The sequence below is a fragment of the Yersinia sp. Marseille-Q5920 genome (assembly GCF_946902935.1).
Classification (GTDB): domain Bacteria; phylum Pseudomonadota; class Gammaproteobacteria; order Enterobacterales; family Enterobacteriaceae; genus Yersinia; species Yersinia rochesterensis.
This window is the reverse complement of record NZ_CAMPQA010000002.1, coordinates 501,213-526,720: the sequence shown is the minus strand read 5'-3', so window position 1 is coordinate 526,720 and position 25,508 is coordinate 501,213. Positions and strand designations below refer to the sequence as shown.

The window sequence follows — 25,508 nt, the reverse complement described above, 5'->3', positions numbered from 1 at the left end:
ATTGATAACTATCTTTACTGTGTAAAAATAAAGCAATTTATTGTGGCAGATTTTGTTCTATTGTCGTTAATCAAAAAGAAAATAAAATATATAAAAGGAGAAACAAGAATACTGATACGCGAGACGCAACACGGTGAGCAAGGCAGCTTGAGGGGGGAAGGCGCTTACGCGCCAAGTCTGCTGGGAACTTATTGTACCGAGGTGAGTATCGTGATTGAAGGAAACTGCAAATGATGCATAAATTCGCGTAAAATCAGCAAACGTGCGGCAAATTCATTATCTGCGGGTATCCCCTCAGAGGCTGCCGGTCTGCCCATCATAACCGCAGCCAGCCGGTCAAACATCCGCTCAACAGACTCTTGGGACATCACTATTTCCGCTTGCATGGGTAAACCCGCAAGTTGTGCAATTTCGACCATATAATGGTCGGTAGTAATCAATCGTGAGGTTTTATTTACAGCAGAACTGATTCTAATGACTTCATCTTCAACCACCATAATGGCGGTTTCCATCTCATCTGCCGTGGGGGGATTATGTTTGAAATAGTTCAACGCAACATGATTCGAGCCAACAGTAAGAAGCTGTTCAGAGAAAATCATGTCAGAATCATCGATGATCACCGTTGTCGATTGATGACCAATAGTTAGCAGCGTTATTAAACAATTGCCACCGATAGTGGCGCGAATATGTTCATATTCCGTTTGAATGTTATTCATCACTAAACCGCCTTGTTCATTGCCATTACTCTTTCTTATCTTGCGGGATACGCCGCATTTATTAAACAAAAATTCAAAAGACTAAATATTTTTTGATACGGATCAAGACACATTTCTGTTGTTTAGTGTTAATGTTAATAAATCTCATTATCAACCTCATGTGCGTCACTCATTATGCGAATTTGGCACAAATTTTTCCTGCTTTGCTGCTGTTGGTGGCTATCCAGTTCTATGGCGTGGGCGACACCAGATTATCATCATTGGGTCAATGATATCCAATCCCGCCTTGATAAAACCTCTCAGTTGTACCAACAACAGAATAATGATGAGGCTCGCACCACGGTGCAAATGGCGTATTTTGAAGTGTTTGAGAATTTGGAAGGGCCGATTCGTATCAATATTTCGGCGCAGAAAAGTTATCAAATGGAAGCCGCTTTTGGTGAAATCCGGCGCATGATCGGTGAGGGGAAACCACAAGCCGAGGTTGATAATAAAATTAACTGGCTGAAAGGTGAGTTAACCGCCGTGCTGCCAGTCCTGACAGATGGGCATAAACTTACTGCCGAACAGCAACATGCCGCATATGAAAATAGCGATATTGCGCTCTACTGGCAGCAGAGTTTTAAGATTATTGATGACTTATTGGCGCAGGCTATCAGTGAATACCAAGAGGGTAAATTTACTGCTGCCAGCCAAAGTGTGCAACAAGCGCACTATCAGGGGTTTAAAAACTCTGAAATGGAGATGTCGGTGCGCGGGAATCGCTCAGCGCAACAAGCAGCAGCAATTAATCAACAATTCACAGCTCTCATCGATTTAACCAGCAAACCGGACCAAATAACTGAAGTTGCTTACCGTGTCACTGGGCTACTTCAGACCATTGAAGATACATTGCCGGGTTTACCGACGACGCGCGAACAGCAACAAGTTAGCGCCGATCAGCCTGCTATAGGGCAATCTTCACCATCAAATGCTAACCCCGATGGGCAGGTGAATGCCGACTGGGCGGCTGTTTCGAGCAAAATAAATCAGGCGATTACCAATGCCATCAATCAATACCAGAATGGGCAAACCACGCCAGCAATGATGGCCATTCAGGATACTTATTTTGATTTATTTGAAGCCAGCGGCATGGAGAATAAAGTTGGCTCGCGCGATGCTGCATTTAAATCCACATTAGAAGGTCATTTCACCCGTTTAGTCAGTTTGATAAAAGCTGGCCAGCCAGTTGAACAGTTACAAACAGAAGCTGCCGCCTTGCAAAAAGACTTGGGCAGTGCGGTCGAAATGCTCGGAGGCGGGGATGAAACTGATTGGAGTCTGTTCATTTACAGCCTGCTTATTATTGTCCGCGAAGGGCTGGAAGCCTTGCTGATTGTGGCCGCTATCATCGCCTATCTGATCAAAAACGATCATCACGATAAATTGCCACTGATTCGCCAATCTGTCGTGGTGGCCTTAATTGCCAGTGTGTTAACTGCCTTTGTCTTCCAGTGGCTATTTGCCAATTCAGGGCAAAGCCGTGAATTACTGGAAGGTTTCACCATGATGATTGCCGTGGTGATGCTGTTCTCAATGAGTTATTGGTTGCTATCAAAGACGGAAGCACACCAATGGAAAGCTTACTTGGAGGGGAAATTCTCCAAGTCACTCAGCAGTGGATCAATGATAGGGCTATGGCTGACCAGTTTCTTGGCGGTATATCGCGAAGGCGCTGAAACTGTCCTGTTCTATCTGGCTTTAATGGGTGATGCCAGTACAACCAGCGGCCATTTATCGATTTTGGCCGGTTTTGGGGTTGGCTGCGTTATCTTGCTGCTGGCTTATCTGGTGATGCGTTTTACTGTCGTCAAATTGCCGCTAAAACCTTTCTTTATGTTTACTGGCGGCTTTATGTATCTGATGGCATTTGTGTTCGCCGGCAAGAGTGTTCTTGAATTGATTGAAGGTAAATTATTTGAGCCAACACTGCTACCAGGCGTGCCAGAAATTAGTTGGTTGGGGATTTATCCCTATCTGGAGACCTTGATTCCGCAAGGAATACTGCTGATTGCCGCACTGGTTGCGCTGTGTGTCATGCAGCGGCGTGGTCGCGCTATTTCGGCAAATAATATCGCAACATAGTGGCCCGGCATGATGCCGGTATGAATAACGAAATGTACTTATCATTTAATACCTGAGGGTGTGCTACATGACTATGAAGAAAACGATTATTGCCAGCAGCATCATGGCCAGCATTTTTGCAGCCCCGGCTGCCTTCGCCTTTAAAGAGTACCCAGCGGGTGAACCTATCAAAATTAATGATATGGAAATTGCTGCGGTTTACTTACAGCCGATTGATATGGAACCTCGCGGCATGGGCTTGCCAGCAGCGAAAGCCGATATCCATTTAGAAGCAGATATTCATGCTACTGAAGGTAATAAGAACGGTTTCGGCGCTGGTGAATGGATGCCGTACCTGACTATCGCATACACCTTAGTGAATACGGATACAGGCGCTAAACAAGAAGGCACCTTTATGCCAATGGTAGCCAGTGATGGCCCACACTATGGCGCTAACATCAAAATGATGGGCGTAGGCAATTACAAAGTTACCTATCATATTAGCGAGCCATCCAAAGCAGGTTTGCATCGCCATACCGATAGCGAAACCGGTGTCGGCCGCTGGTGGAAACCCTTTGACGTGAGCTACGACTTTAAATACACCGGTCTGAATTGATAACAACAACCGCGATGGCTGAAACAGTTATCGCGGTTTTTCTTCATATTGAACAGTTAGTTAAGGGTGTTATCAGTTTCCTGTAAAGTTGAGCAGTGATAACTGGCAGGTGTTGTGATTCCTCCAAGGTGTGCTAATGAGTTACTTTTTTGTTTCCGTATTACAAGCTTTTTTACCCGTGGCGTTGTTACTGGGGCTAAGTTGGGCGGTTAGGCCCGCGCCTGCAATAAATCGGGTCGTATGGATAACAATACTCATGGTGGTTTTGGGAATGTGGGCCGGTGCCCATTACCCTAAATCGCAACAATTGCAGTTAGCTCTGGCAGGGGGGCAACTCCTCGCATTGCTATTATTCTTATTAAGCCAATTTACTCCTCGCCGCTCATTAGGCTATTGCTGGCAAGCTTTGTTGGTATTGGGTGCCGCCTTTAATTGGGGAAATAACCCCAATCTGGGTGCCTTTACCAATACTCACGTGATCAATACCGATTTGCTGCTCAATTTGGCAGCCATTGTGGTGGCATTCACTTGGGTAATATTCTGTGCGGTATTATTGCTGATGATGATTAGGCAGTTGCCGCGTGGCCGCTGGCCATTGTTAATGCTTTTAACACTCTTGCTGATTTTGCCACTCAGTGGCGATGCAATCCTGTTATTGATGAAGTTACAGGTGTTGCCGTTAACCAAATCACTACTCAGTTATGTTGCTTTAGTCACCAATGGACATGCCTGGTTGAGCTACCTGTGTGCGCTATTGTTGGCGATAACAACTCTGTGTTATTTAATGCCGTTGCGCCGCGTCAGTAGAGTGGTGGCCGGAAACTCAGAACCCATTGCCCATCGCAAGGCACTGGCAGGTTATCGTAACGTACGCAGAATCTTTATTTTCGCCTTGTTAGCCTGGATTGTGGTTGCAGGTGCCCAATTTTACTGGGATAAAGTCGCCTCTCAACCACCTCAATTATCTGAAGCTTTGCCCGTCACACTCGCCGCCGATGGGCTAGTGCATATTCCCGTCGAGCAAGTGCGGGATGGTAAATTACACCGTTTTGTCTGGGTGGCTGATGATGGTAAAGCTGTTCGCTTCTTTATTATCAACCGCTATCCAGACCGTTTGCGCCTGAGTGTGGTTTTTGACGCCTGCTTGTTATGCGGTGATCAGGGCTATGTGATGGAGGGCAATCAGGTCATTTGTGTTGCTTGTGCGGTGCATATTTTCATTCCGTCTATTGGTAAAGCCGGAGGATGCAACCCGATCCCGCTGGAAGATTGGAAAAGTGATGATAAAGAGTTGGTTATTCCCAAAGCTTCTCTTGAGGCGGGCGTTAATTATTTCACGACTGTGATTACCTTAGATGTAATTGATCCGGTTGACAAAACTCACCTGACTAACCAAAAGGCCGAGTTCAAATACAGCTATGGGGATAAAACCTACTTCTTCTCGTCGGAGGCCAATTACAATCGTTTCCGCGCACATCCTGAGCAATTTGTCACCCCAGTTATCGGTGCTGAAGACAATGACTCGCAGGAGAACCCATAATTATGCTGTGGCGAATGCTCAAGCAGTCTTGGTTCAGAAATGTCCGGCGTAAATCACTGGCCGTATTTACGGTGTTTCTGGCCGCCGGGCTTATCTCTTCACTGTTGGCGGTGTCGATAGACATTGGCGATAAAATGTCCCGTGAACTTAAATCCTATGGCGCCAACATTCTGATTGAACCCGCCGGTCAAGTGGCATTGCCCTCACTGTTTGGTGAGAAAAGTAACCCGCTCACAGGGCAGGATTTTCTGGATCAGGCCGAATTACCCAATATTAAAGACATTTTTTGGCGTAATAACATTGTCGGTTTTGCCCCATTGCTGAGTGGGGAAACTGAGGTCAATGGTCAGGATATTTCGCTATTAGGCACTTATTTTAATCAGCCGGTTGATGTGCCTGATGAAGAGGACTATCACACCGGCCAGCAAATTATCAGCCCCTATTGGCAGGTTACTGGTGACTGGCCACAAGAGCCGGTTAAACCTGATGCCCAAGAGGTACAGGCTTTATTGGGTAAGCAGCTCGCACAGCAAACAGGTTGGAAAATTGGTGATGAGTTAAATCTCAACGGTGCTTCTGGCCCGCTGAAAGTGAAAATAAGTGGTGTGCTAAGCAGTGGGGGTGAAGAGGAGGGGCGGCTCGTGTTGCCGCTGGCCGCCGTGCAATCACTACTTGGATTGCCGGGGAAAGTTCAGGCTATCAGGGTCTCGGCCCTGACGGTGCCGGAGAATGAGTTATCGCGTAAAGCGCGCGAAAATCTTGAAGCCCTCAATGCCGAAGAATATGACTTATGGTATTGCACGGCCTATGTTTCTTCCATTGCACACCAATTAGAAGAGGCAATATCTGGCTCCGTGGTGCGGCCTATCTGGCAAGTCGCCGCGTCAGAGGGATTGGTGATTGAAAAAATACAGCTATTGTTGGTGGTGGTCACATTGGCAGCCCTGATTGCTGCCGCCATGGGGATAGCGTCACTGATGACCAGCACGATTATGGAGCGGGCTAAAGAAATTGGTTTGATGAAAGCCTTGGGCGCTCGGCAATGGCAAATTTTGATGCTGTTTTATCTTGAAGCAGCAATCAGCGGCTTGATTGGCGGCTTGGCAGGGTGTGTGGCCGGGTGGGGGTTGGCAAAAACCATCGGTCTGATGCTGTTTGGCGCCCCACTGAGTTTTGCCTGGATGGTGGTGCCTTGCGTATTGGTTATCTCCGTTTTGATTGCCGTGATTGGGACGTGGTTCCCCGCCCGGCGCATTGCTCGTCTTTATCCGGTGGAGGTGCTCTATGGCCGTTAATCCTCGGGTTACACAGCATAAAGGGCTGGATGGCATGTTCTGGCGCTTAGTGTTACGGGCGCTGCGTCTGCGCATGCAGCGGGTCAGTGTTGTATTCGCAGCATTGACCGTCGGCGCGGCGATTGTCACCGCAATGTCAGCAGTTTATTTCGATATTAATGCCAAAATGAGTCAGGAATTGCGCACGTTTGGTGCGAATTTCTACATCGGCCCAGGGAACGGCAACGCGTTTGAACAAGGGCAGTTTCAGCCTATTATTGATGCTGCGCCGAAAGGGCTTATCAATGCCTCCAGCCCCTATATTTATGGGATGGCACGCACTGAGCTGGAAAAAGTCGTGCTGATGGGCGTGTGGTTTGAATCTTTGCAGCAGTTAGTCCCTTATTGGCAAGTGACGGGTAACTGGATTGGTGTCAGTTTTGATGATCGTAATGCCATGATTGGCGTCAAACTGGCTGAGCGTTTGCACGTCAAAGTCGGCGATACCATCACGTTGGTCAATGGGAGTGAACGGCAGCGTTTACAAGTTAAAGGTATTGTAGAAGCCGGTGATGCCACCGATAACATGTTGATTATCAATCTGGAACTGGCGCAGAAATGGCTGAATCAACCGGGGCGTATCAGTAATGCATTGCTGAGTGTCAGCAATGATGTGGGCCAGGTCGAAATCTTTGCCAGCCATCTTCGCGAGCAATATCCGAGTCTTGAAATTAGGCCAATTCGTAAGGTTTCCGCCTCTGAAGGGCAGGTTCTCGATAAGATAAAAGGGCTGATGGGGCTGGTCTCAGTGGTTATCCTCATTCTGTCATCGCTGTGCGTCAACACCACGTTAATGGCAATAGTAGGTGAACGTTCGAAAGAGTTCGCGTTACAAAAAGCGCTGGGTGCCAGTGGCGGCGATATTATTCGCCAGATGTTGACTGAAACATTGATAATCTCGCTGGCGGCGGTCATTTGTGGCGCGTTGCTAGGTTATGTGCTGGCGCAGGTATTGGGGCAAACCGTCTTCAACGCGGCAATTGCTTTGCGCGCACCGGTATTGCCGCTAACGTTGATATTGTCATTGTTAGTGGCCGCAGTGGCGGCAATTGTTCCCACTCGACGAGCTATTCATATTGAACCGGCTAAAGTCCTGAAAGGAGAGTAGCAAATGACATCGCCACACACATGGGTGCAACCTAAACACACCACGGATGCGGTTATTGAAACTCGGCATTTATACAAACGTTTTGGGCAGGTGACGGCGCTGGAAGACATCAACATCCGCATTAATCGTGGCGAATTTGTAGCGATTATGGGGGCATCGGGTTCAGGTAAAACCACGTTAATGAATATCTTAACTTGCCTCGATACCGTAAGTGAGGGGCAGGTATTGCTTGATGGCATTGATGCCGCGGGTCTTGATGAAGAAGGGCGCAGGAAATTTCGCGCAGATAAAATTGGGTTGGTTTTCCAGCAATTCCACCTTATTCCTTATCTGACTGCGCTGGAGAACATTATGTTGGCGCAGCATTATCACAGTGTGGTGGATGAAACTGCTGCTCGACAAGTATTGGAACAGGTAGGGATGACGCCACGTATGGGCCATTTACCTAGCCAGCTTTCTGGCGGTGAGCAGCAGCGGGTATGTATCGCGCGCGCACTGGTCAATCAGCCGCCCATTATTTTTGCTGATGAACCTACCGGTAACCTTGATGAGGAGAATGAACAGCGGGTATTAGATTTGCTCAATCATATTCATCAACAAGGCAGAACCATTGTTATGGTCACTCACAATCCGGATTTAGGGTGTGTTGCTGATCGGATCATCCGGCTCCAGCACGGTAAGTATCTTAAGGAGGAGAGTCGGCATCATGTGGCGTAATCAAATCAAAACAGTGAGTTTATGCGCTTTACTGTTGCTGCTGAGTGCTTGTAAGCAAGAAGAAGTGGCTGTGGGAGAGGCGGCACCTCCATTGGCCGCTTATGACCTGCAAGGTAAACCCGTGGCACTCGAACAATGGAAAGGCAAACAGGTTTACCTCAACTTTTGGTCAGCAAGCTGTGGTGGCTGTCTGGCTGAAATGACCACTTTGGATAAACTGAGCCAACAATATCAACAGGATATCGTGGTGGTGGCGATTAATACTGATTCCGAACAGGTAGATATTGGCTCGGTATTGGCGCAGCGTAATATCAGTTATCCCGTTATTCGCGATCAACTGGGTATCACCCAGGAGCGCTATCAGGTCATTGGCACGCCAACCTCTTTTATGATTGACCGCAACGGCAAAGTCACTGAGTTACATCAGGGCGCACGTAACGAAAAAGATCTGGCCACATTGTTCCAACATTGGGCAACGGGAACAAGATGAAAATCTTACTGCTGGCTGCATGCATCCTGGTGTTTAGCGCCACCTCTCAGGCCGCGACTGACGGTGAACATATCTATAAACAAACCTGTTCAAGTTGTCATGGGCGTTTGGCGGATCGAAAAGGGCTGGATAAAGCGCCGCCATTAATATCGCTATCCCGTGATGAAATCGTCGATGGCCTGACTGCACGACGTGACGGCAAAATTGTCGGCAGGGGCAATAAGGCCAAAGCACATCTGACTGACGTTGATATACAAAAATTGGCAGACCATATAGAGAGCTTAAAAGGGGCTAAATCTAAAATTCCGTGATGTGAAATACTCACTATTTTAATGATTTCATTGATTAAATAAACTAAATCCCTACTGTATTCTTATCTGTTTGGACGACTTCATTTAATAGAATTTATGCTGTACTATATGTTGCATATAAAATGCATCTTTAAATTATCTGAGGAATAACAGCATGGAAAATACATCAGCCTTGCTTTGCTATAAAGAATTACCGGTCTGGGACAGTGCTGGCGTACCCGCGATGTTTCGTGAAAAACACAATACTAAAGCCGGGACGTGGGCCAAGCTGACTCTCCTGAGTGGAGAGATGGACTTTTTAATCCTTGATGAAGCGGGTAACACCCTGGAAAGGCACTCATTTTCTTGTGAACATCAACCCCCGTTTATTGAGCCACAAGTCTGGCACCGTATTGCCGCCTGTTCAGATGATCTGCAATGCCAACTCAGTTTTTATTGCACGCCGGAAGATTTTTATCATAAGAAATACAATTTAACCCCGACACATTCCGAAGTGATTGAGGCGGTAAAAACAGTCAAACCTGGTAAAGCACTTGATTTAGGCTGTGGCTCCGGACGCAATTCATTGTATCTGAATTTATTAGGTTTTGATGTGGCCGCTGTGGATAAAAATGGTGAAAGTATCAGCCGGTTACAACAAATCATTGAGCAGGAAGAACGACAAAATATAGCGGCCAGCACTTATAATATCAATGAAGCCAGTCTGGATAATCGCTACGATTTTATTCTCTCGACAGTGGTATTGATGTTCCTACAACCAGAGAGAATCCCGCATATTATCAATAATATGCAAGAGTGTACCTTACCCGGTGGTTACAACCTGATTATCTCGGCCATGTCGACTGATGACTTCCCTTGTACTGTGCCTTTCTCTTTCACCTTAAAGTCGGGTGAGTTAAGTCATTACTATAAAGATTGGGACATCATTAAATACAACGAAGATGTCGGACAGCTACATAAGACCGATGAGCAAGGTAACCGGATAAAATTGCGCTTTGCGACCATGTTGGCGCGAAAAAACTAATTACGCGGTACGGAATTTATGCAGTACGAAATAGTAACTGCCTCGTGATATTTAGCGGGGCGGTAACTTGGGTTCATCGCGTAAACGACCGACGATATAATCAATAAATACGCGAAGTTTGGGGGGTAAATAGCGCGTTGGTGGGTAAAGTAACCATAAGCCGCCGCTATATGAGCTGATAAAACGCCACTCGGGTAATACCTGCACTACCAGCCCCTGTTGTAGGGCGGTTCTGGCCGTAAAATAGGGCAAACTGCCAATACCAAGATGCTGCAATACTGCATCCAGTCTGACGCCAGTGTGGTTCGCCGCATAACGGCCTTTGGCTGCGACTGTGACAGTTTTAGTCCCTTGGCGGAATTTCCAGCGCGCATCCCCCGGTGTTTCACCCAGATAAATACAACTATGTTTAGCTAAATCATGGGGATGCAGTGGCACTCCGTGAGCGGCAAGATATTCAGGTGTTGCACACAGTAAATGTTCAATGTCCATTAATTGCCGCCCGATCATTCCTGATGGTGGCTGGTCGGTGATTCGAATTGCCAAATCCACATTTTCATCAATCAAATCGACATAGCGGTCATCTAATATTAGCTGCACATCTATTTTGCTGTAGTGACGCAAAAATTCGGGCATATGGGGGTGAACCACAAAACGGCCTACTGCTTTTGGCACACTGATGCGGATAAGCCCTTCCGGCTCCTGATTGTATTGACCACTGACCTCCATTACCGAGTTGGCGGCGCTGAGCATTGCGTTGCAGCGTTTAAAAACCTCCTCGCCACTTTCACTCAAGCGCAATTTACGGGTGGTTCGTTGCAATAAACGGGTTGCCAGCGCTTTCTCGAGCCGGCTGACACTGCGGCTAATTGCCGAAGGTGAAACCCCTAATTGGCGGGCGACAGCTGAAAAACTGCCGGTTTCGACCACTTTAACAAAAATGGCCATTTCACTTAGCAATGCTAGCGGAAAATTTGTGCTCACAGCGCAACAGTCCTTTGAGTATGTGACGGATTATCACGCCAGACTGACATCAATATAATAATAATGGAAATGATAAAAGGATAATGATGATGACAACCTGTCTATTTTTTGAAAGCGATACACTGACTATGGATGTTGATGTACTGAGCTGCACATCTGATGGCGAGGAGTTTGCCGTGATATTGCCGGCCACGATTTTCCACCCGCAAGGCGGTGGGCAACCTTCAGATACAGGTTATATTGGCGATAATAATGTATTGCGGGTTGTTCTACAGCAGGGGCAATTAATTCATTACCTGGCGCAGCCCATTGCTCCGGGAACCTATCGCGCTGTTGTGGACAGTGAACGCCGTCTGTTAAATACTCGCCTGCATTCAGCAGGGCATCTGATTGGCAATATTGGTGAAAGTTATGGTTGGCTTCCGGTGAAAGCGCACCACTGGCCAGGGGAAAGCAAAGTGTCATTTAAACGGTCACAAAACCCACAACTGATTGATATTGATGCTATTCAGGCGACTTTGGAGCAATTTATCCAGCAAGATTTACCGCGACATATTTCTGTACAGGGTGATTTCCGCGAAGTTAGTTTTGGTGAACTGCCGGCTTATGCTTGTGGCGGTACTCACGTGAGTTCTTCGGGCGCGTTGGGTAAGGTCACTGTGCAGTCAATTTCGGAGAAGAAAGGCATTCTGTCGGTGAGTTATCGGATTGATTGATCACTAATTATCAATGACAAAATCCATTTCTGTTATGACCAAAATGGAGTGGTATTTTAGCATTTAATGCTGTTGAGAATTATTAATTAACTTTATTGATAATCATTATCACTGAATGTAATAATATCATCTCTATGAGTCCCGTGGAGTATGGATTGTGTCGAATACAGCTGAGGTAATTTATCCTTCAACAACGGCGATTTCTGATGAAATTGCCAGTTTGTTTGCCCGTACGTTCGTGCACTTCTCCGAATCTTTTTATGTCAATGCAATTGAAATACCTGAAGAAAGTGTGTTATTGGAACAGTGGGCGGCAGAAAATAACTTACCCATATTGATGCAAAACTATGAAAAGTATTACTACGACGGTACCGAGCTTAATCCGCATCATAAAGCGCTGCACTCATTATGGGGGCAATGGTATTTCGGTCTGGTGATCCCACCGATGATCTTGATGTTACTGGCATTACCCAGAGTAATAGATATCCGCCCTGAAAGAGTTCGGGTTAAATTTCATACCACAGGGCGGCCCGAAATTATCTACTATCAGCATGGTTGGTTAGATGGCCGTAGTTGGCTAGATAACCATAATAGGCTAGATAAATCACCGTCATCTTTACTGGAGCGGCTCTATTTATTACTCGATCATCATATTATTCCTGTTATGGCGAAAATAGAGCGCCAGCCAAAAGCTAATATCCGGCTGATATGGAATAACGTAGGTTATTTGATGTTTTGGTATCTACGCGAATTTGCGAATAAGCTGGGGCCTATTGAGGGCTATGACACTATTATTGAAAACTTTTTTCTCACTTCAAGCTTACCGGATGGACGAGACAATCCCCTCTATCGCACTGTTATTCCAAGAAATGGTGATATGGAACGCCGCACTTGTTGCCAACGGAATAAACTGCCGGGTGTCGGCAGTTGTCATGATTGCCCGTTAGAATCTCGCTCATAACCGGTATATGATTCAGCTTACAGATAAAGTAAGCCTTGAAGGACATTCCGGTGAATAAAGAAAAAATTGCCCATTTAGATGCGGTCAGCCGTAAAGCCCGTGTAGTCATGGAGCGCGAAGGGCTTGACGCTCTGGTGGTCACCGTCTGTGATAATTTCTATTACCTGACTGGTTTCGCCAGTTTCTTTATGTATACCTTCCGGCACACGGGTGCAGCTGTCGCCATTATGTTTCGTGATGAAAGCATTCCGTCTCATATCATCATGAATGAGTTTGAAGCCGCCAGCACCCACTTTGATATGCCCAACATGGTGCTGAAAACCTTCCCGGTATGGGTTGATGTTGATGACCCGCGGAACCCACTTAATCATCAGAGAAAGCGCGAACGACCTATTGGCCCACCAGTAGAAGCTGTTTTTGGTTTAGTGAAAGAGGCCCTTGCGAGTGCTGGCGTGCTGGATAAAACCATTGCAATTGAATTACAGGCTATGTCTAACGGCGGTAAAAATGTGTTAGATAAAGTCGCTCCGGGGCTAAAGTGGGTTGATTCAACGCCGCTGTTCAATGAAATCCGAATGGTTAAAAGCCCGTGGGAGATTAAATACCTGCGTAAAAGTGCTGAAATTACTGAGTTCGGTATCGCCAGTGCCGCTAAACATATCCGTGTGGGTTGTACGGCAGCAGAATTGACCGCTGCATTTAAAGCTGCTGTCATGACCTTCCCCGAGACCAATTTCTCTCGCTTTAATCTTATTTCTGTCGGCGTTAATTTCTCACCTAAAATGTTTGCTGATGAGACCCCAGCAAAGCTCGGGGATTTAATTAAGTTTGATTGCGGGGTAGATGTGGCGGGTTATGGTGCGGATCTTGCCAGAACATTTGTGCTGGGGGAGCCGGATGAGCTTACGCAGCAGATATACAACACAATAAGAGCCGGGCACGAACATATGCTATCAATGGTGGCACCGGGCGTTAAGTTAAAAGATGTATTTGACACCACCATGGCTGTTATTAAAACCTCCGGTTTGCCCCATTATAACCGCGGTCATCTTGGCCATGGCGATGGTGTATTTTTGGGGCTGGAAGAAGCGCCTTTTGTCAGCCCATTGGCAACGGAAACATTTCTCCCTGGGATGGTGCTAAGTCTCGAAACACCTTATTACGGCATCGGTATTGGCTCGATTATGCTGGAAGATATGATCCTCATTACCAATAACGGTTTTGAATTTTTAAGCAAATCAAATCGCGATTTGTGTCGTTGTAATTAATTTTTGCACCGCGCCTCATTTTATCTGAATTAAACTCATTTTTAAAACAGACCCTTTTATCTTTTAACTGGGTCTATTCTCAATTCTGATTACAGCATGGTTTAAAATATATAAAAAAGAAAATTATCATACGAAATATAGAGTTAAAGTTTATTTTTATTTAATCTCCCGATGATAGAGGCTGTTAATTTCATTAGGGAATAACGCTATTCTATTTATTATTATAACATAGGTTATAATTTCTCTTGCTTATGACTTTATCACTCTATGGGTATGAAAATATAATTAATTTTGTATAAAATCAATAAGATAAATACAAATTCTCGCCAAAAAGGGTCTGGAGATCGCTTTTTGTCATCTTTTTTGCAGAACACTATGTCGCAGGATTCCCTTAGTAAAAATATTTAGTCTTTAAATTTTGCCTTTTTACAGGATATTTATCTAAGAATAATCCTAAATCAATCAGAATTAACGCCCGCACTACATTTTCGCCTCTATTAATCGCTGGAATAACAATGTTCTATAATAATTCGACAATAGTATTTCCTTTCAACTATCCTATGTAACATGTTGTAATACATTCTAAGGACTTCATTTCATCATAATTCCATAATGAAAAATGGATGTTCATGAAGTAGCTTTTCTTGAAAATCAAACAAGTTGCTGGCTTAAGGGTTATATAATGTATAACGCATTTACGACACTGCTGCGCCCGTTGCACCGGCACAGAATGACTTTATTAGCGCTATTAATTTCCGGTCTTTCTGTTAATCCCGTATTGGCAGATACACAGTATGATTCATTAATCATCAAAGCCAGAGCTGGGGATACCGCACCGGTCCTTGATTATTTACAGAAAGAATCTAAAGCAGGGCCACTTAATAGTGGTCAAGTTGACGACTGGCTGCAAATTGCGGGATGGGCTGGGCGTGACCAGGAAGTCATTGATGTTTACGAAAGATATTATTCTTCAATAAATCTCTCCTCACGTGGCCTGGCTTCTGCGGCGCGTGCTTATCGTAATGAAAAACGTTGGGATCAAGCTTTGGCACTGTGGCAAAGCAGCTTAAAGAAAGACCCCACTAACCCCGACCTTATCACTGGCATGATCATGACACAGGCGGATTCTGGTCGTGGTGGCGCGGCTTTACAACAGGCAAAAGAGTTAGCTGACCGCAACCCCTCGGCGCAAAACTATATGACTCTGGCTTATCTGAACCGAGCCACCGATCGCAATTATGACGCATTACAGGCCTCCAGTGAGGCGGTGCGATTAGCGCCAGAATCTGAGGAAGTATTAAAAAGTCACCTCGAGATTTTGCAAAGAAACCGTATTGCCGACCCAGCATTACAGCTTGCTAAAGAGAACCCAAAACTGGTTACGGCCGAGCAGTATCGACAGCTTGAAAGAGATGCGGCGGCTGAACAAGTTCGTATGGCCGTGCTACCGACCCGCAGTGAAACAGAACGTTTTTATATCGCGGATCAGGCTTTGGCAGATTATCAGGATTTATTAGCCCGTTGGAGCAAAGAGCCTGAGGCGCAGGACGATTATCAGCGGGCGCGAATTGATAGGCTCGGTGCATTATTGGTTCGCCACCATACCGAAGAACTGATTAAAGAATATGAAAGCATGGAAGCTGAGGGCTACAAAATGCCTGATTATGCCCGCCGTTGGGCAGCTTCTGCTTATATTGATCGCCGGATGCCGGAAAAAGCTGCACCAATTCTCACCAGTTTGTATTACGCCGACGGTAAAACATTCCGCAACAGTGATGACCTGCTGGATGCTGATGATCTCTATTACGCTTTGAATGAAAGTGAGCAGTTGGATAAGGCTCATCAATTTGCCAAGAACTACAGCGAACAAACTCCTTATCAGGTGGGGGTGTATGGTCTGCCGGGCAAAGAACCCAATGATGATTGGATGGAAGGTCAGACCTTGCTGGTTCAATCGCTGGTGGCCCTTAATGACCTGCCGGCAGCCCAGAAAAAACTGGAGACCCTCTCCAGCACGGCTCCTGCTAACCAAAATTTACGCATTGCTTTAGCCAGCGTTTATCTGGCCAGAGATTTGCCGCGTAAATCGGAACAAGAGTTGAAGGCAGTCGAGTCGCTAGCACCACGCAGCCTGATTCTGGAACGGGCGCAAGCTGAAACGGCGATGGATCTGCAAGAGTGGCATCAGATGGAATTATTGACTGACGATGTGATTGCGCGCTCTCCGGAAGATGTGCCGTCGCAAGAATTAGACCGCCAACGCAAAGTTCATAATATGTATGAACTGCGGGTGACCGGTAACCGCGTCATCTCCTCTGGAAGCCCCATCACGGGTGACAAAGATTACGGCCTTGAGGCGATTTTATATAGCCCACCTATTGCCGAAAACTGGCGCGTGTTTGGCGGCGGGAGCTTTGATAATGCTCAATTTGAAGAAGGTAAGGGTATCAATCGTGCGACCCGATTAGGGGGCGAGTGGACTTCCCGTGACCACTGGGCTGAAGCTGAAGTGAATAATCAGAATTATGGTTTTGGCAATAAAACCGGATTCCGTTTATCAACCTGGTATGAGTTTAATGACCATTGGCGGGTGGGTGGTCAGCTCGAAAGATTGGCGAAAGATACGCCGCTGCGGGCGATGAAAAACAATATCACCGCCAACAGTGCCTCTGCATTTGTGTTGTGGAAAAACGATGAACGCCGTGATGTTGAATTTAATATCACCCCGTCTGATTTCTCTGACGGTAACAATCGGTGGGAATACGAATTGAATGGGCGTCAGCGTATCTGGAGCGGCCCTTACCTGACGGCCGATTTCAATTTAGGGTTGGCAGCTAGCACCAATACCAAAGAAGACGTGATTTATTACAATCCAAAACGTGATTTCACTTATGTACCCGCGGTGACCTTAAATCACATTATGTACCGCCATTATAAAACTATCTGGAGCCAGCAAGTGCAACTGGGTGTCGGTGGCTACTGGGAGAAAAACTACGGCAATGGCCTGGTTACCACGGCAAGTTATGGCCAGCGTGTGCAATGGAATGATGTTGTCGATACCGGATTGGCCCTAACCTACGATAAGCGCCCTTATGATGGGGTCCGTGAGCATGACCTCTCACTCGCTTTCGATTTGAATTACCGTTTCTAAGGGAAATCGCTATGGCGAAGATACAATTTTTTATTCGGATATTGGTTGTTGGATTAGTGACGTTGCTGGCGTCGGTCTGTTATGCAGAAAAACCCGTATTTGTCCCACCGGCCGAGCGCGCATTACCGCTGAGTGAAAGACCGTGGCAGAAGAATACGTTTGTGGTCATTGCTTACCATGATGTTGAAGATGATTCGGCAGATCAGCGCTATTTATCGGTAAGAAGCAGTGCACTAAGTGAACAACTCGCTTGGCTAAAAGACAATCGCTACCACGTCGTCTCTGTTGACCAAATTCTGGCGGCCAGGAATGGGGGAACCCCGTTACCAAACAAAGCCGTATTACTGACTTTTGATGATGGTTATAGCAGTTTTTACAATCGGGTTTACCCGCTATTAGAGGCGAATAAATTGCCTGCGATATTGGCCCCTGTGGGGACATGGATTGATACCCCGGCCAATAAAAAGGTAGATTTTGGTGGTTTAAGCACGGATAGGGACCGTTTCCTGACCTGGAAGCAGATCAGTGAAATGGCCAAGTCCAATCTGATTGAAATCGGTGCGCATACCTATGCCTCGCATTATGGCGTGATAGCGAACCCGCAAGGGAATACCGAGCCTGCTGCCGCTAACCTGATATATGACCCGAAGACGAAAAAGTATGAAACTGAAGCTGCATTTAAGCAGCGGATGGAAAAAGACATTTCATTGATAACTGAGCGAATTATTAAAGCAACCGGCAAACAGCCACGGGTTTGGGTCTGGCCGTACGGCGCACCAAACGGCACTGTTTTGAATATCTTGCGCCAGCACGGTTACCAAATGGCGATGACTCTGGAACCGGGTATTGGCAACGTCAATGACTTGATGAATATCCCACGTATTTTGATCAGTAATAATCCGTCATTGAAAGATTTTGCTCAGTTAGTCACCTCGGTTCAGGAAAAGGACATCATGCGGGTAGCGCATGTTGATTTGGATTATCTCTATGATCCTGACCCAGTACAGGAAAGAGAAAACCTTGATAAATTAGTCCAGAGGATCTCTGATTTACGTGTGACCACGGTATTTTTACAAGCATTTTCCGACCCGAAAGGGGATGGCAATATTCGGCAGGTCTACTTCCCTAACCGCTGGATACCGATGCGTCAGGACTTGTTTAACCGCGTAGCATGGCAGTTAGCTTCACGTCCGGATGTTGATGTCTATGCCTGGATGCCCGTACTGGCCTTTGATATGGACCCATCTTTACCGCGGATTAAACGTATTGATCCAAAAACCGGTAAAACCAGCATCGATCCTGACCAATATCGCCGCTTATCTCCATTCAATCCAGAAGTCCGGCAGCGCATTATCGATATTTATCGCGATTTAGCCTACAGCGCACCTATCGACGGCATTCTTTATCACGACGATGCAGTCATGTCTGATTTTGAAGATGCGTCGCCGGATGCGATCACTGCCTACCAAAAAGCGGGCTTCCCCGGCTCGATTGCTGAGATACGCAAGGACCCAGAAATGATGGCGCGCTGGACTCGTTATAAAAGTCGATATTTGGTTGATTTTACCAATGAGTTGACCCGTCAGGTACGTGATATTCGCGGCCCGCAAGTCAAATCAGCCCGCAATATATTCGCGATGCCGATTTTAGAACCGGAAAGCGAAGCATGGTTTGCACAGAATCTTGATGATTTCCTGGCGAACTATGATTGGGTTGCCCCGATGGCCATGCCGTTAATGGAGAAAGTGCCGTTATCAGAATCTAATGAGTGGTTATCTCAGCTGGTCAATAAAGTTGCTCAGCGGCCGGGGGCACTCAATAAAACCGTATTTGAACTGCAATCAAAGGACTGGACCAAACCTGAGGGCAACAATGCCATCAGCGGCCCGATACTGGCGGGATGGATGCGCCAGTTGCAGTTAAATGGCGCGCAAAATTTTGGTTACTATCCGGATAACTTTATCACTGGCGAACCACCGCTAAAAGATGTCCGCCCTGTGCTATCTTCTGCCTGGTACCCTTTATATGATCGATAGAATTATTGCATTACTCATCCTATGCCTGGTGCTGAGTATCCCTGCGGGCATGATCTTGCTCTTTACTGGCGACGTGCTGTTGAATTTTGTCTTCTTCTATCCACTCTTTATGTCCGGTATTTGGATAACGGGGGGGGTCTATTTCTGGTTCCGTCGAGAAAGACATTGGGCGTGGGGCGATGATGTTCCCCCTCCAGAGCTGAAAGGCAACCCACTGGTATCTATTCTCATTCCTTGCTTTAACGAAGGGGAGAATGCACGGGAAACCATTCACGCGGCATTGGCACAGAGTTATACCAACATTGAAGTCATTGCTATCAATGATGGTTCCAGCGATGACACGGCACAAGTGCTGGATGCCATGTTGGTCGAAGACCCTCGTCTGCGCGTCATTCACCTGGCCCATAATCAGGGCAAAGCTATTGCCTTAAGGATGGGAACGGCAGCCGCACGCAGTGAGTATCTGGTGTGTATTGATGGCGACGCCTTGCTGGATAAGCATGCGGTGCCTTATCTGGTTGCACCGATGATTGCCAACCCACGGACTGGCGCGGTGACGGGGAACCCGCGTATCCGCACGCGCTCAACTTTGATTGGCCGTGTTCAAGTGGGGGAATTCTCTTCTATCATTGGGTTGATTAAGCGGACTCAACGCGTTTATGGGCAAGTTTTCACTGTTTCCGGTGTGGTAGCGGCTTTTCGCCGTAGAGCATTGGCAGATGTGGGCTACTGGAGCCCAGATATGATAACCGAAGACATTGATATCAGTTGGAAACTCCAGATAAGGCATTGGTCAGTGTTCTTTGAACCCCGTGGTTTGTGCTGGATTTTAATGCCAGAAACCTTAGGTGGCTTGTGGAAACAACGGCTGCGCTGGGCACAGGGTGGGGCGGAGGTTTTCCTGAAGAATATGTTCAAGTTGTGGCGCTGGCGTAATCGCCGGATGTGGATCTTGTTCTTGGAATATTCACTGTCAATCACTTGGGCCTTTACTTACCTGTTCAGCATCATCCTGTTCCTGCTGGGGATGGTGATAACATTGCCGCCGGGAATCCATGTGCAAACGATCTTCCCGCCCGCGTTTACCGGGATGGTATTGGCGCTGACTTGTCTATTGCAGTTTGCTATCAGTTTGGTGATTGAACGGCGCTATGAACCTAAATTGGGCAGTTCACTGTTTTGGATCATCTGGTATCCGATGGTTTACTGGATGCTGAGCTTGTTCACCACCGTGGTTTCGTTCCCAAAAGTCATGCTGAATACCAAACGTAAACGTGCGCGCTGGATAAGCCCAGACCGCGGCATCGGGAGGGTTAAACCATGAGCACACTTCTGATTCATACTGAACAGCGGCTCATCCCGCGCTTGATTGACATTATTATTACGGCATTAGCTTGGTTTGGTTTTATCTTCCTGTTTGTGAAGGGCTTTCTGGATATGGTCCATGAAGCGCCAAATATGGGGCCGGTTCCGTTCAGAATGTATATTCTGGCCGGTTTGACGACATTAGCCTTATATGCAGCTATCGCAGCATTTAATGCCGTAGTACTAATTGTTTGGGCCAAATATAACCAAGTGCGTTTTCAAGTTGAGCGCCGTGGGCATCGGCCTCATTTGGATGATGAAGAACTGGCGAATAGCATGGAAATGTCGAGTGAGATTATTGCGCAATTAAAAGCAGGCTCTTGTCTCACATTGTATAACGATGAACACGGGCAACTGTTGGAAGTCAAAGAAGGGTTACAACTTCCCAAAGTTGCACCGGTGGTTAATTTACGCCGAGGCTAAGGGCTATTTTTCTCTGAATACCTGATTGCTAACTTATATCGGGTATTCAGAATTTATTTTATGTTATTCCCCCAAGTTGGCTCCATAAAACTCCGCTTTCATTTACTCCTTTGTCTTATATATTGCTATGATTTACCAGACATTATGGCGGTGATAACCTTTTGATATTCTTCTGACAGTGACGTGATAACCGGAGCATACAGTGAATCAAAATCATTTCGGACAAATTATTGGCGCAGAGTTGCCGCACTGGCAATCCGCACTGCGACCTCAACCAGACGATTTACCGGGGAATTTTTGCCATTTGGTTCCCGTTGACTCAGATAAACATGAAATATCTTTGTATCAGGCTTATCACATGGCCGCCGATACGAGTGATTGGACCTATTTTTATTGTGAACGGCCAGAAAGTGAAGCGGATTTTCAGCAATATCTGCAAACATTAATTAATGCTAAAGATGCTTTCCACTATACGGTAGTCGAGGCGCAATCTGCTGTGGCTTTGGGGACGGTTGGCCTACAGCGAATTGATGAAAAAAATGGTGTAATTGAGATTGGTTCAGTGAATTGGTCGCCGCGTTTAAAACGTCATTCAGCCGGTACCGAAGCTATCTATTTACTCTTACATTATGTATTCGACAAATTAGGTTATCGCCGTTGTGAGTGGAAATGTGATTCATTGAATGGGCCTTCAAATGCTGCTGCAATAAGATTTGGTTTTCAGTATGAGGGGCAATTTCGGCAGGCGATTGTGACCAAAGGGCGTAATAGAGATACCAATTGGTACGCCATCACTGACCGCGAATGGCCACTCATTAAGCAAGCATTTAATGATTGGCTGGCGAGAGATAACTTTGATAATGAAGGCAAGCAAAAAACACGTTTACAGGATTTACGAATTAGCCGCTGATGACCACCAAATTAATTAAGATTAACGCTATCTTATTGTCTAGTTAGGTTATTTTTAATTATCGCCTTTGCTTAAAAAATAAACAAAAAAGCAAGGGCGAAATAACAAAGCCGGTTTAATGCCGGGAACTAAAAGTGAGTTAATAGTATCGCGTGATATAAAAAGTAATTAGAGTAAAAAACGAGCAGATGGGAATGTTATATTTTTTTACATTTTGCTATCGCGAATTTTACGAGTGTCATTATACTGTAATCATCTGGCGGTATTTTTCACACGGTGCATTGTTTAAGCTGATTATAGTTTAGGCTGTTGTTTATCACTGCGGGGATCGCTAATGGTAGAGTCCATGATTGGGCTGTTAAGACAAAATCAAAGTTTCAATCAAGCGACTCGTTGTTACGAGGGCTTACTCTCCGACTCTAAAATTCCAGTATTTTTGTCATCCTCGTTTCCAGTATCAACATCACGTTATCACTCCCTTGCGATATTGTTTTCATCCGGCTTATTAGGCTGGGGGCTAACTTTATTCGCATTTTCATTGGCTATTATTGGCTGCAAAGGAAGCCAAAACCTCATCTGAATGTGAAACATCATCGCGCGGGCAATTTTTGCTCGGCGGTAGTTGAATCAAACTGAAAGGTGCCACTATGGGAAGACAGAAAGCAGTGATCAAAGCTCGTCGTGAAGCTAAACGTGTTATTAGACGTGATTCACGTAGCCATCGCCAACGTGAGGAAGAAAACGTGACATCGTTAGTGCAAATGGGCGGTGTTGAATCAATAGGTATGGCGCGGGATAGCCGTGATACCTCCGTTATTCAGGCGCGTACGGAAGCTCAAGGTCATTACTTATCAGCCATAGAAAGTAAACTACTCATCTTCGCTACCGGTGAAGCAGGGTGTGGTAAAACCTTTATCAGCGCGGCCAAGGCCGCTGAAGCATTAATTCATAAAGAAGTTGATCGGATAATTGTGACGCGACCTGTACTACAGGCAGATGAAGACTTGGGCTTCTTGCCCGGTGATATTTCTGAGAAATTCGCGCCTTACTTCCGCCCGGTGTATGACATTCTGCTGCGCCGACTCGGATCTTCTTTCATGCAATATTGTTTACGGCCGGAAATCGGTAAAGTCGAAATTGCGCCTTTTGCGTATATGCGCGGGCGTACCTTTGAGAATGCGGTGGTGATCCTCGATGAGGCGCAAAACGTGACCGCCAGCCAAATGAAAATGTTTCTTACCCGCCTCGGTGAAAATGTCACTGTTATCGTGAATGGTGATATCACTCAGTGCGACCTGCCGCGTGGGGTGAAATCAGGTCTTAGCGACGCACTGGAGCGTTTTGCTGAGGATGAAATGATTGGCATTATTCGCTTTGATAAACAGGACTGTGTCCGCTCTGCACTCTGCCAACATACCTTGAATGCCTATTCATAACTCAAGATTATGAATGGATGACCCGATAAAAAAGGGCAAGCGCCACAAACGCTTGCCCTTTACTTATCCCTTTTCGGGGATATCTACAAAGAATGGCTGCTACAGCATGATAGTCATCATATAAGCGGCAAACAGCGCCAAATGCGCAGTGCCGTTGAGCACGTTGGTTCTACCAGTAGAGAATGAGATTTGCGACAGAATCAAGACACTGACCATGACCACGATATGTGGCGCTTCCAGGCCAAAGTTCAACTCTTGCCCGGTCAGTACGGCAATTAAAGTTACCGCCGGCACGGTCAGTGAAATGGTGGCCAGCACCGAACCGAAGAACAGATTCATTGCTCGCTGAACCTGATTCGCCAACACCGCTTTTAATGCTCCCAACCCTTCCGGTGACAGGATAAGTAAGGCAATCAGGAAACCGGTAAATTTCGCGGGTGCGTTTAACTCGGTCAACAGCGCTTCCAATGGGTTAGCATCAAATTTGGTAACCGCGATAACCGCAACTAAATGAACTAACAGCCAAACTGTGTGCCACAGGCTACTGTGAGAAGACGGTTTACCGTGGTGAGGGTCATCACCATCATCTTCATGTTCGTAGACAAACAAACTTTGGTGGGTTTTGGTTTGAATCAGCAGGAAAACACCATACATCGCCGCTGAAATTGCCGCGACAACCAGTGATTGTGCCACACTAAAACTGCCATCTGGCAAAGTGCTGGGTAATACCAACACAATGATAGCTAACGGGAAGATAGCCATCAGATACTGTTTAATGCCGACTAAATTGACATGCTGGGTAGCAAATTTACGCCCACCGAGCAGCAAGGACACCCCGACCAATCCCCCGACAACAATCATGATGATGGAATAGAGTGTGTCGCGCATCAATGCGGGTGCAGCATCGCCTGTTGCCATCATCGCCGAGATCAAACTGACCTCCAACACCACCACGGATAGGCTGAGGATCAATGAACCATAAGGTTCGCCCAAACGGTGTGCCAGAACGTCAGCATGACGAACGACACTGAAAGCACTACTCAGAATACCGACCAGTGCAATCAGGTTGATCACGATAATGGCAGCAAAATTGCTGGTATCTCCCCAAATATTAAGAATAACCAGCGCAAAAATAGGCAGGAGAAGGGAATATTCGTGATGGCGAGATTTAGATCGGCCAGGATCATTTTGCGACTTCATTTCGAACACGCTCCTAATAACTTTACTGCGCTAAATGGGCATTAGAGCCATTTAACGATAATTAAGTGCCGTATTGCAGGCTAAGTAGCTTTAAGACTAACAAATAACAGGGAATTGTCGCAGGAAATTTACAAGGTTTTAACGGGAAAAGGCAAAAAAGAATCAGTAAAATGGACACGACAAAGTAATGTCCATTGATTCTACAGATATTAATGAGATCTAGTCGTCAATATTGTCCATCACTTCATGGCGTTTGTGATGATAATCCTCTTCATTCAAACCCTCACGCCAATAAGGGACGGCATAGAGTTGCTGGCGGTCACAGCTTTTTTCACGGCGCAGGTAACGGCGCAACTGCACCACCATCCGGTCTTCACCGGCCAGCCAAAATGTCGCTTCTTCCATCGGCAAATCCAGTGCGCAGAATTGGGTGACAACATCATCGGTTTTCTCGGTACCGCCAATAATCCAACTAAGTTCAACACCCGCCGGTTTCACCAGATTAAGCACATCTTGCGGAGTATCGACACGAATAATGGCATGCCCTTGCGCATTGGCGGGTAATGTTTCCAACAATGCGGCGATGGCGGGCAGTGAAGAAGAATCTCCAACCAGATAACTGTATGTTGCCGCAGGTAGCATGGTTTCAGGCCCGCCAGGATTCGTTATCCCTATCCAATCACCCACTTTGGCATGACGAGCAAAATCTACCGCTGGGCCGCTATGGTCATGAATGGCGAATTCAATGTCTATTTCACAAGTTTCAGGACGGATGGCGCGAACAGAATAGGTTCGAACAATGGGGCGTACATCTGCTGCGGGCCATTGTGGGCCATTCTCGCCAAGAACCGGTAATTCCGGCTGTGTTTGATGGGCTAATGGTAGGAAGACTTTCAGATGCGCCCCAGCACAATCAACTGGGTAGTTATGCAATGTTGGGCTGTGGAAAGTGATTCTACGCAAATGTTGGGAAGTGTCTGCCACCTTTCTTACCTGCACCAAGCGCGGAGGGGTTGGACGATATTTAGGGGGGGCTGAGGTTGCTGTGGTTGATTTTTGGGTCACAGTCTTTCCTTCTGATTTTATGGTGTTTTATAAG

General features: G+C 46.4%; 23 protein-coding genes. 19 read left to right on the top strand and 4 right to left on the bottom strand.

Annotated elements, in window-relative coordinates; all coding sequences use genetic code 11:
* Nucleotides 1–188: 188 nt before the first annotated feature.
* Entirely contained in the window at nt 189–716 is a 528-nt protein-coding gene (locus OVO64_RS05050; RefSeq protein ID WP_038633592.1) for a hypothetical protein, read from the bottom strand.
* A 174-nt stretch (nt 717–890) separates the two neighbouring features.
* On the opposite strand from OVO64_RS05050, the gene OVO64_RS05045 reads away from it, so the two are divergent.
* From OVO64_RS05045 to tehB, 9 genes are all read left to right on the top strand, one after another.
* Nucleotides 891–2,840: an FTR1 family iron permease gene (locus OVO64_RS05045; RefSeq protein WP_145585923.1), complete on the top strand. Its 1,950-nt coding sequence runs from the start codon at nt 891–893 to the stop codon at nt 2,838–2,840.
* A 67-nt stretch (nt 2,841–2,907) separates the two neighbouring features.
* Nucleotides 2,908–3,435, top strand: a complete 528-nt coding sequence (locus OVO64_RS05040) for an iron transporter (protein WP_038633586.1) — start codon at nt 2,908–2,910, stop codon at nt 3,433–3,435.
* A gap of 136 nt (nt 3,436–3,571) precedes the next feature.
* Entirely contained in the window at nt 3,572–4,975 is a 1,404-nt protein-coding gene (locus tag OVO64_RS05035) for a Fe-S-containing protein (RefSeq protein WP_145509539.1), read from the top strand.
* Nucleotides 4,976–4,977: 2 nt separating this feature from the next.
* Nucleotides 4,978–6,270 carry an ABC transporter permease gene (locus OVO64_RS05030; RefSeq protein WP_038633580.1) on the top strand — a complete coding sequence of 431 codons (1,293 nt, stop codon included), beginning with the start codon at nt 4,978–4,980 and terminating at the stop codon, nt 6,268–6,270.
* A 34-nt stretch (nt 6,271–6,304) separates the two neighbouring features.
* Nucleotides 6,305–7,417 carry an ABC transporter permease gene (locus tag OVO64_RS05025; RefSeq protein ID WP_267248656.1) on the top strand — a complete coding sequence of 371 codons (1,113 nt, stop codon included), beginning with the start codon at nt 6,305–6,307 and terminating at the stop codon, nt 7,415–7,417.
* Nucleotides 7,418–7,420: 3 nt separating this feature from the next.
* Nucleotides 7,421–8,134 (top strand): ABC transporter ATP-binding protein, encoded by a 714-nt coding sequence (locus tag OVO64_RS05020; RefSeq protein WP_042562363.1) that lies wholly within the window; start codon nt 7,421–7,423, stop codon nt 8,132–8,134.
* A complete protein-coding gene (locus OVO64_RS05015; protein ID WP_038633574.1) occupies nt 8,124–8,624 on the top strand; it encodes a TlpA family protein disulfide reductase in 501 nt (166 codons plus the stop codon). The genes OVO64_RS05020 and OVO64_RS05015 overlap by 11 nt, the downstream gene beginning before the upstream one ends.
* Nucleotides 8,621–8,935 (top strand): c-type cytochrome, encoded by a 315-nt coding sequence (locus OVO64_RS05010; RefSeq protein WP_038633571.1) that lies wholly within the window; start codon nt 8,621–8,623, stop codon nt 8,933–8,935. The genes OVO64_RS05015 and OVO64_RS05010 overlap by 4 nt, the downstream gene beginning before the upstream one ends.
* A 154-nt stretch (nt 8,936–9,089) precedes the next feature.
* Nucleotides 9,090–9,959 (top strand): SAM-dependent methyltransferase TehB, encoded by an 870-nt coding sequence (tehB, locus tag OVO64_RS05005; RefSeq protein WP_038633568.1) that lies wholly within the window; start codon nt 9,090–9,092, stop codon nt 9,957–9,959.
* A gap of 51 nt (nt 9,960–10,010) precedes the next feature.
* On the opposite strand, the gene OVO64_RS05000 is transcribed toward tehB, so the two are convergent.
* Complete coding sequence (locus OVO64_RS05000) at nt 10,011–10,943, bottom strand: LysR family transcriptional regulator (protein WP_145509756.1); 933 nt, start codon at nt 10,941–10,943, stop codon at nt 10,011–10,013.
* Between the two features lie 89 nt (nt 10,944–11,032).
* On the opposite strand from OVO64_RS05000, the gene OVO64_RS04995 reads away from it, so the two are divergent.
* From OVO64_RS04995 to phoH, 10 genes are all read left to right on the top strand, one after another.
* Nucleotides 11,033–11,659: a serine-tRNA(Ala) deacylase AlaX gene (locus tag OVO64_RS04995; RefSeq protein WP_038633563.1), complete on the top strand. Its 627-nt coding sequence runs from the start codon at nt 11,033–11,035 to the stop codon at nt 11,657–11,659.
* A gap of 157 nt (nt 11,660–11,816) precedes the next feature.
* The gene (gene fhuF / locus OVO64_RS04990; protein ID WP_145509757.1) at nt 11,817–12,620 is read left to right on the top strand and encodes a siderophore-iron reductase FhuF; all 804 of its coding nucleotides are present in this window, start codon (nt 11,817–11,819) and stop codon (nt 12,618–12,620) included.
* Between the two features lie 50 nt (nt 12,621–12,670).
* The gene (locus OVO64_RS04985) at nt 12,671–13,888 is read left to right on the top strand and encodes a M24 family metallopeptidase (protein ID WP_038633558.1); all 1,218 of its coding nucleotides are present in this window, start codon (nt 12,671–12,673) and stop codon (nt 13,886–13,888) included.
* Between the two features lie 682 nt (nt 13,889–14,570).
* The gene (gene pgaA / locus OVO64_RS04980; RefSeq protein ID WP_038633555.1) at nt 14,571–17,039 is read left to right on the top strand and encodes a poly-beta-1,6 N-acetyl-D-glucosamine export porin PgaA; all 2,469 of its coding nucleotides are present in this window, start codon (nt 14,571–14,573) and stop codon (nt 17,037–17,039) included.
* An 11-nt stretch (nt 17,040–17,050) separates the two neighbouring features.
* Nucleotides 17,051–19,075, top strand: coding sequence for a poly-beta-1,6-N-acetyl-D-glucosamine N-deacetylase PgaB (pgaB, locus tag OVO64_RS04975; protein WP_038633552.1), 2,025 nt, complete (start codon nt 17,051–17,053; stop codon nt 19,073–19,075).
* Nucleotides 19,065–20,399: a poly-beta-1,6-N-acetyl-D-glucosamine synthase gene (pgaC, locus tag OVO64_RS04970; RefSeq protein WP_038633549.1), complete on the top strand. Its 1,335-nt coding sequence runs from the start codon at nt 19,065–19,067 to the stop codon at nt 20,397–20,399. Before pgaB ends, pgaC begins: the two co-directional genes overlap by 11 nt.
* Nucleotides 20,396–20,863 carry a poly-beta-1,6-N-acetyl-D-glucosamine biosynthesis protein PgaD gene (gene pgaD, locus OVO64_RS04965; protein ID WP_145509796.1) on the top strand — a complete coding sequence of 156 codons (468 nt, stop codon included), beginning with the start codon at nt 20,396–20,398 and terminating at the stop codon, nt 20,861–20,863. Before pgaC ends, pgaD begins: the two co-directional genes overlap by 4 nt.
* A gap of 202 nt (nt 20,864–21,065) precedes the next feature.
* On the top strand, nt 21,066–21,773 hold the full coding sequence (locus OVO64_RS04960; RefSeq protein WP_038633544.1) for a GNAT family N-acetyltransferase: 708 nt from the start codon (nt 21,066–21,068) through the stop codon (nt 21,771–21,773).
* A 334-nt stretch (nt 21,774–22,107) separates the two neighbouring features.
* Nucleotides 22,108–22,353, top strand: coding sequence for a hypothetical protein (locus OVO64_RS20495; protein ID WP_038633541.1), 246 nt, complete (start codon nt 22,108–22,110; stop codon nt 22,351–22,353).
* Nucleotides 22,354–22,420: 67 nt separating this feature from the next.
* Nucleotides 22,421–23,209: a phosphate starvation-inducible protein PhoH gene (gene phoH, locus OVO64_RS04955; protein ID WP_005169005.1), complete on the top strand. Its 789-nt coding sequence runs from the start codon at nt 22,421–22,423 to the stop codon at nt 23,207–23,209.
* Nucleotides 23,210–23,308: 99 nt separating this feature from the next.
* Here phoH and chaA read toward each other — a convergent pair whose 3' ends face one another.
* Complete coding sequence (gene chaA / locus OVO64_RS04950; protein ID WP_038633532.1) at nt 23,309–24,409, bottom strand: sodium-potassium/proton antiporter ChaA; 1,101 nt, start codon at nt 24,407–24,409, stop codon at nt 23,309–23,311.
* 219 nt (nt 24,410–24,628) lie between these two features.
* On the bottom strand, nt 24,629–25,474 hold the full coding sequence (locus tag OVO64_RS04945) for a siderophore-interacting protein (RefSeq protein WP_050291766.1): 846 nt from the start codon (nt 25,472–25,474) through the stop codon (nt 24,629–24,631).
* Nucleotides 25,475–25,508 lie beyond the last annotated feature (34 nt).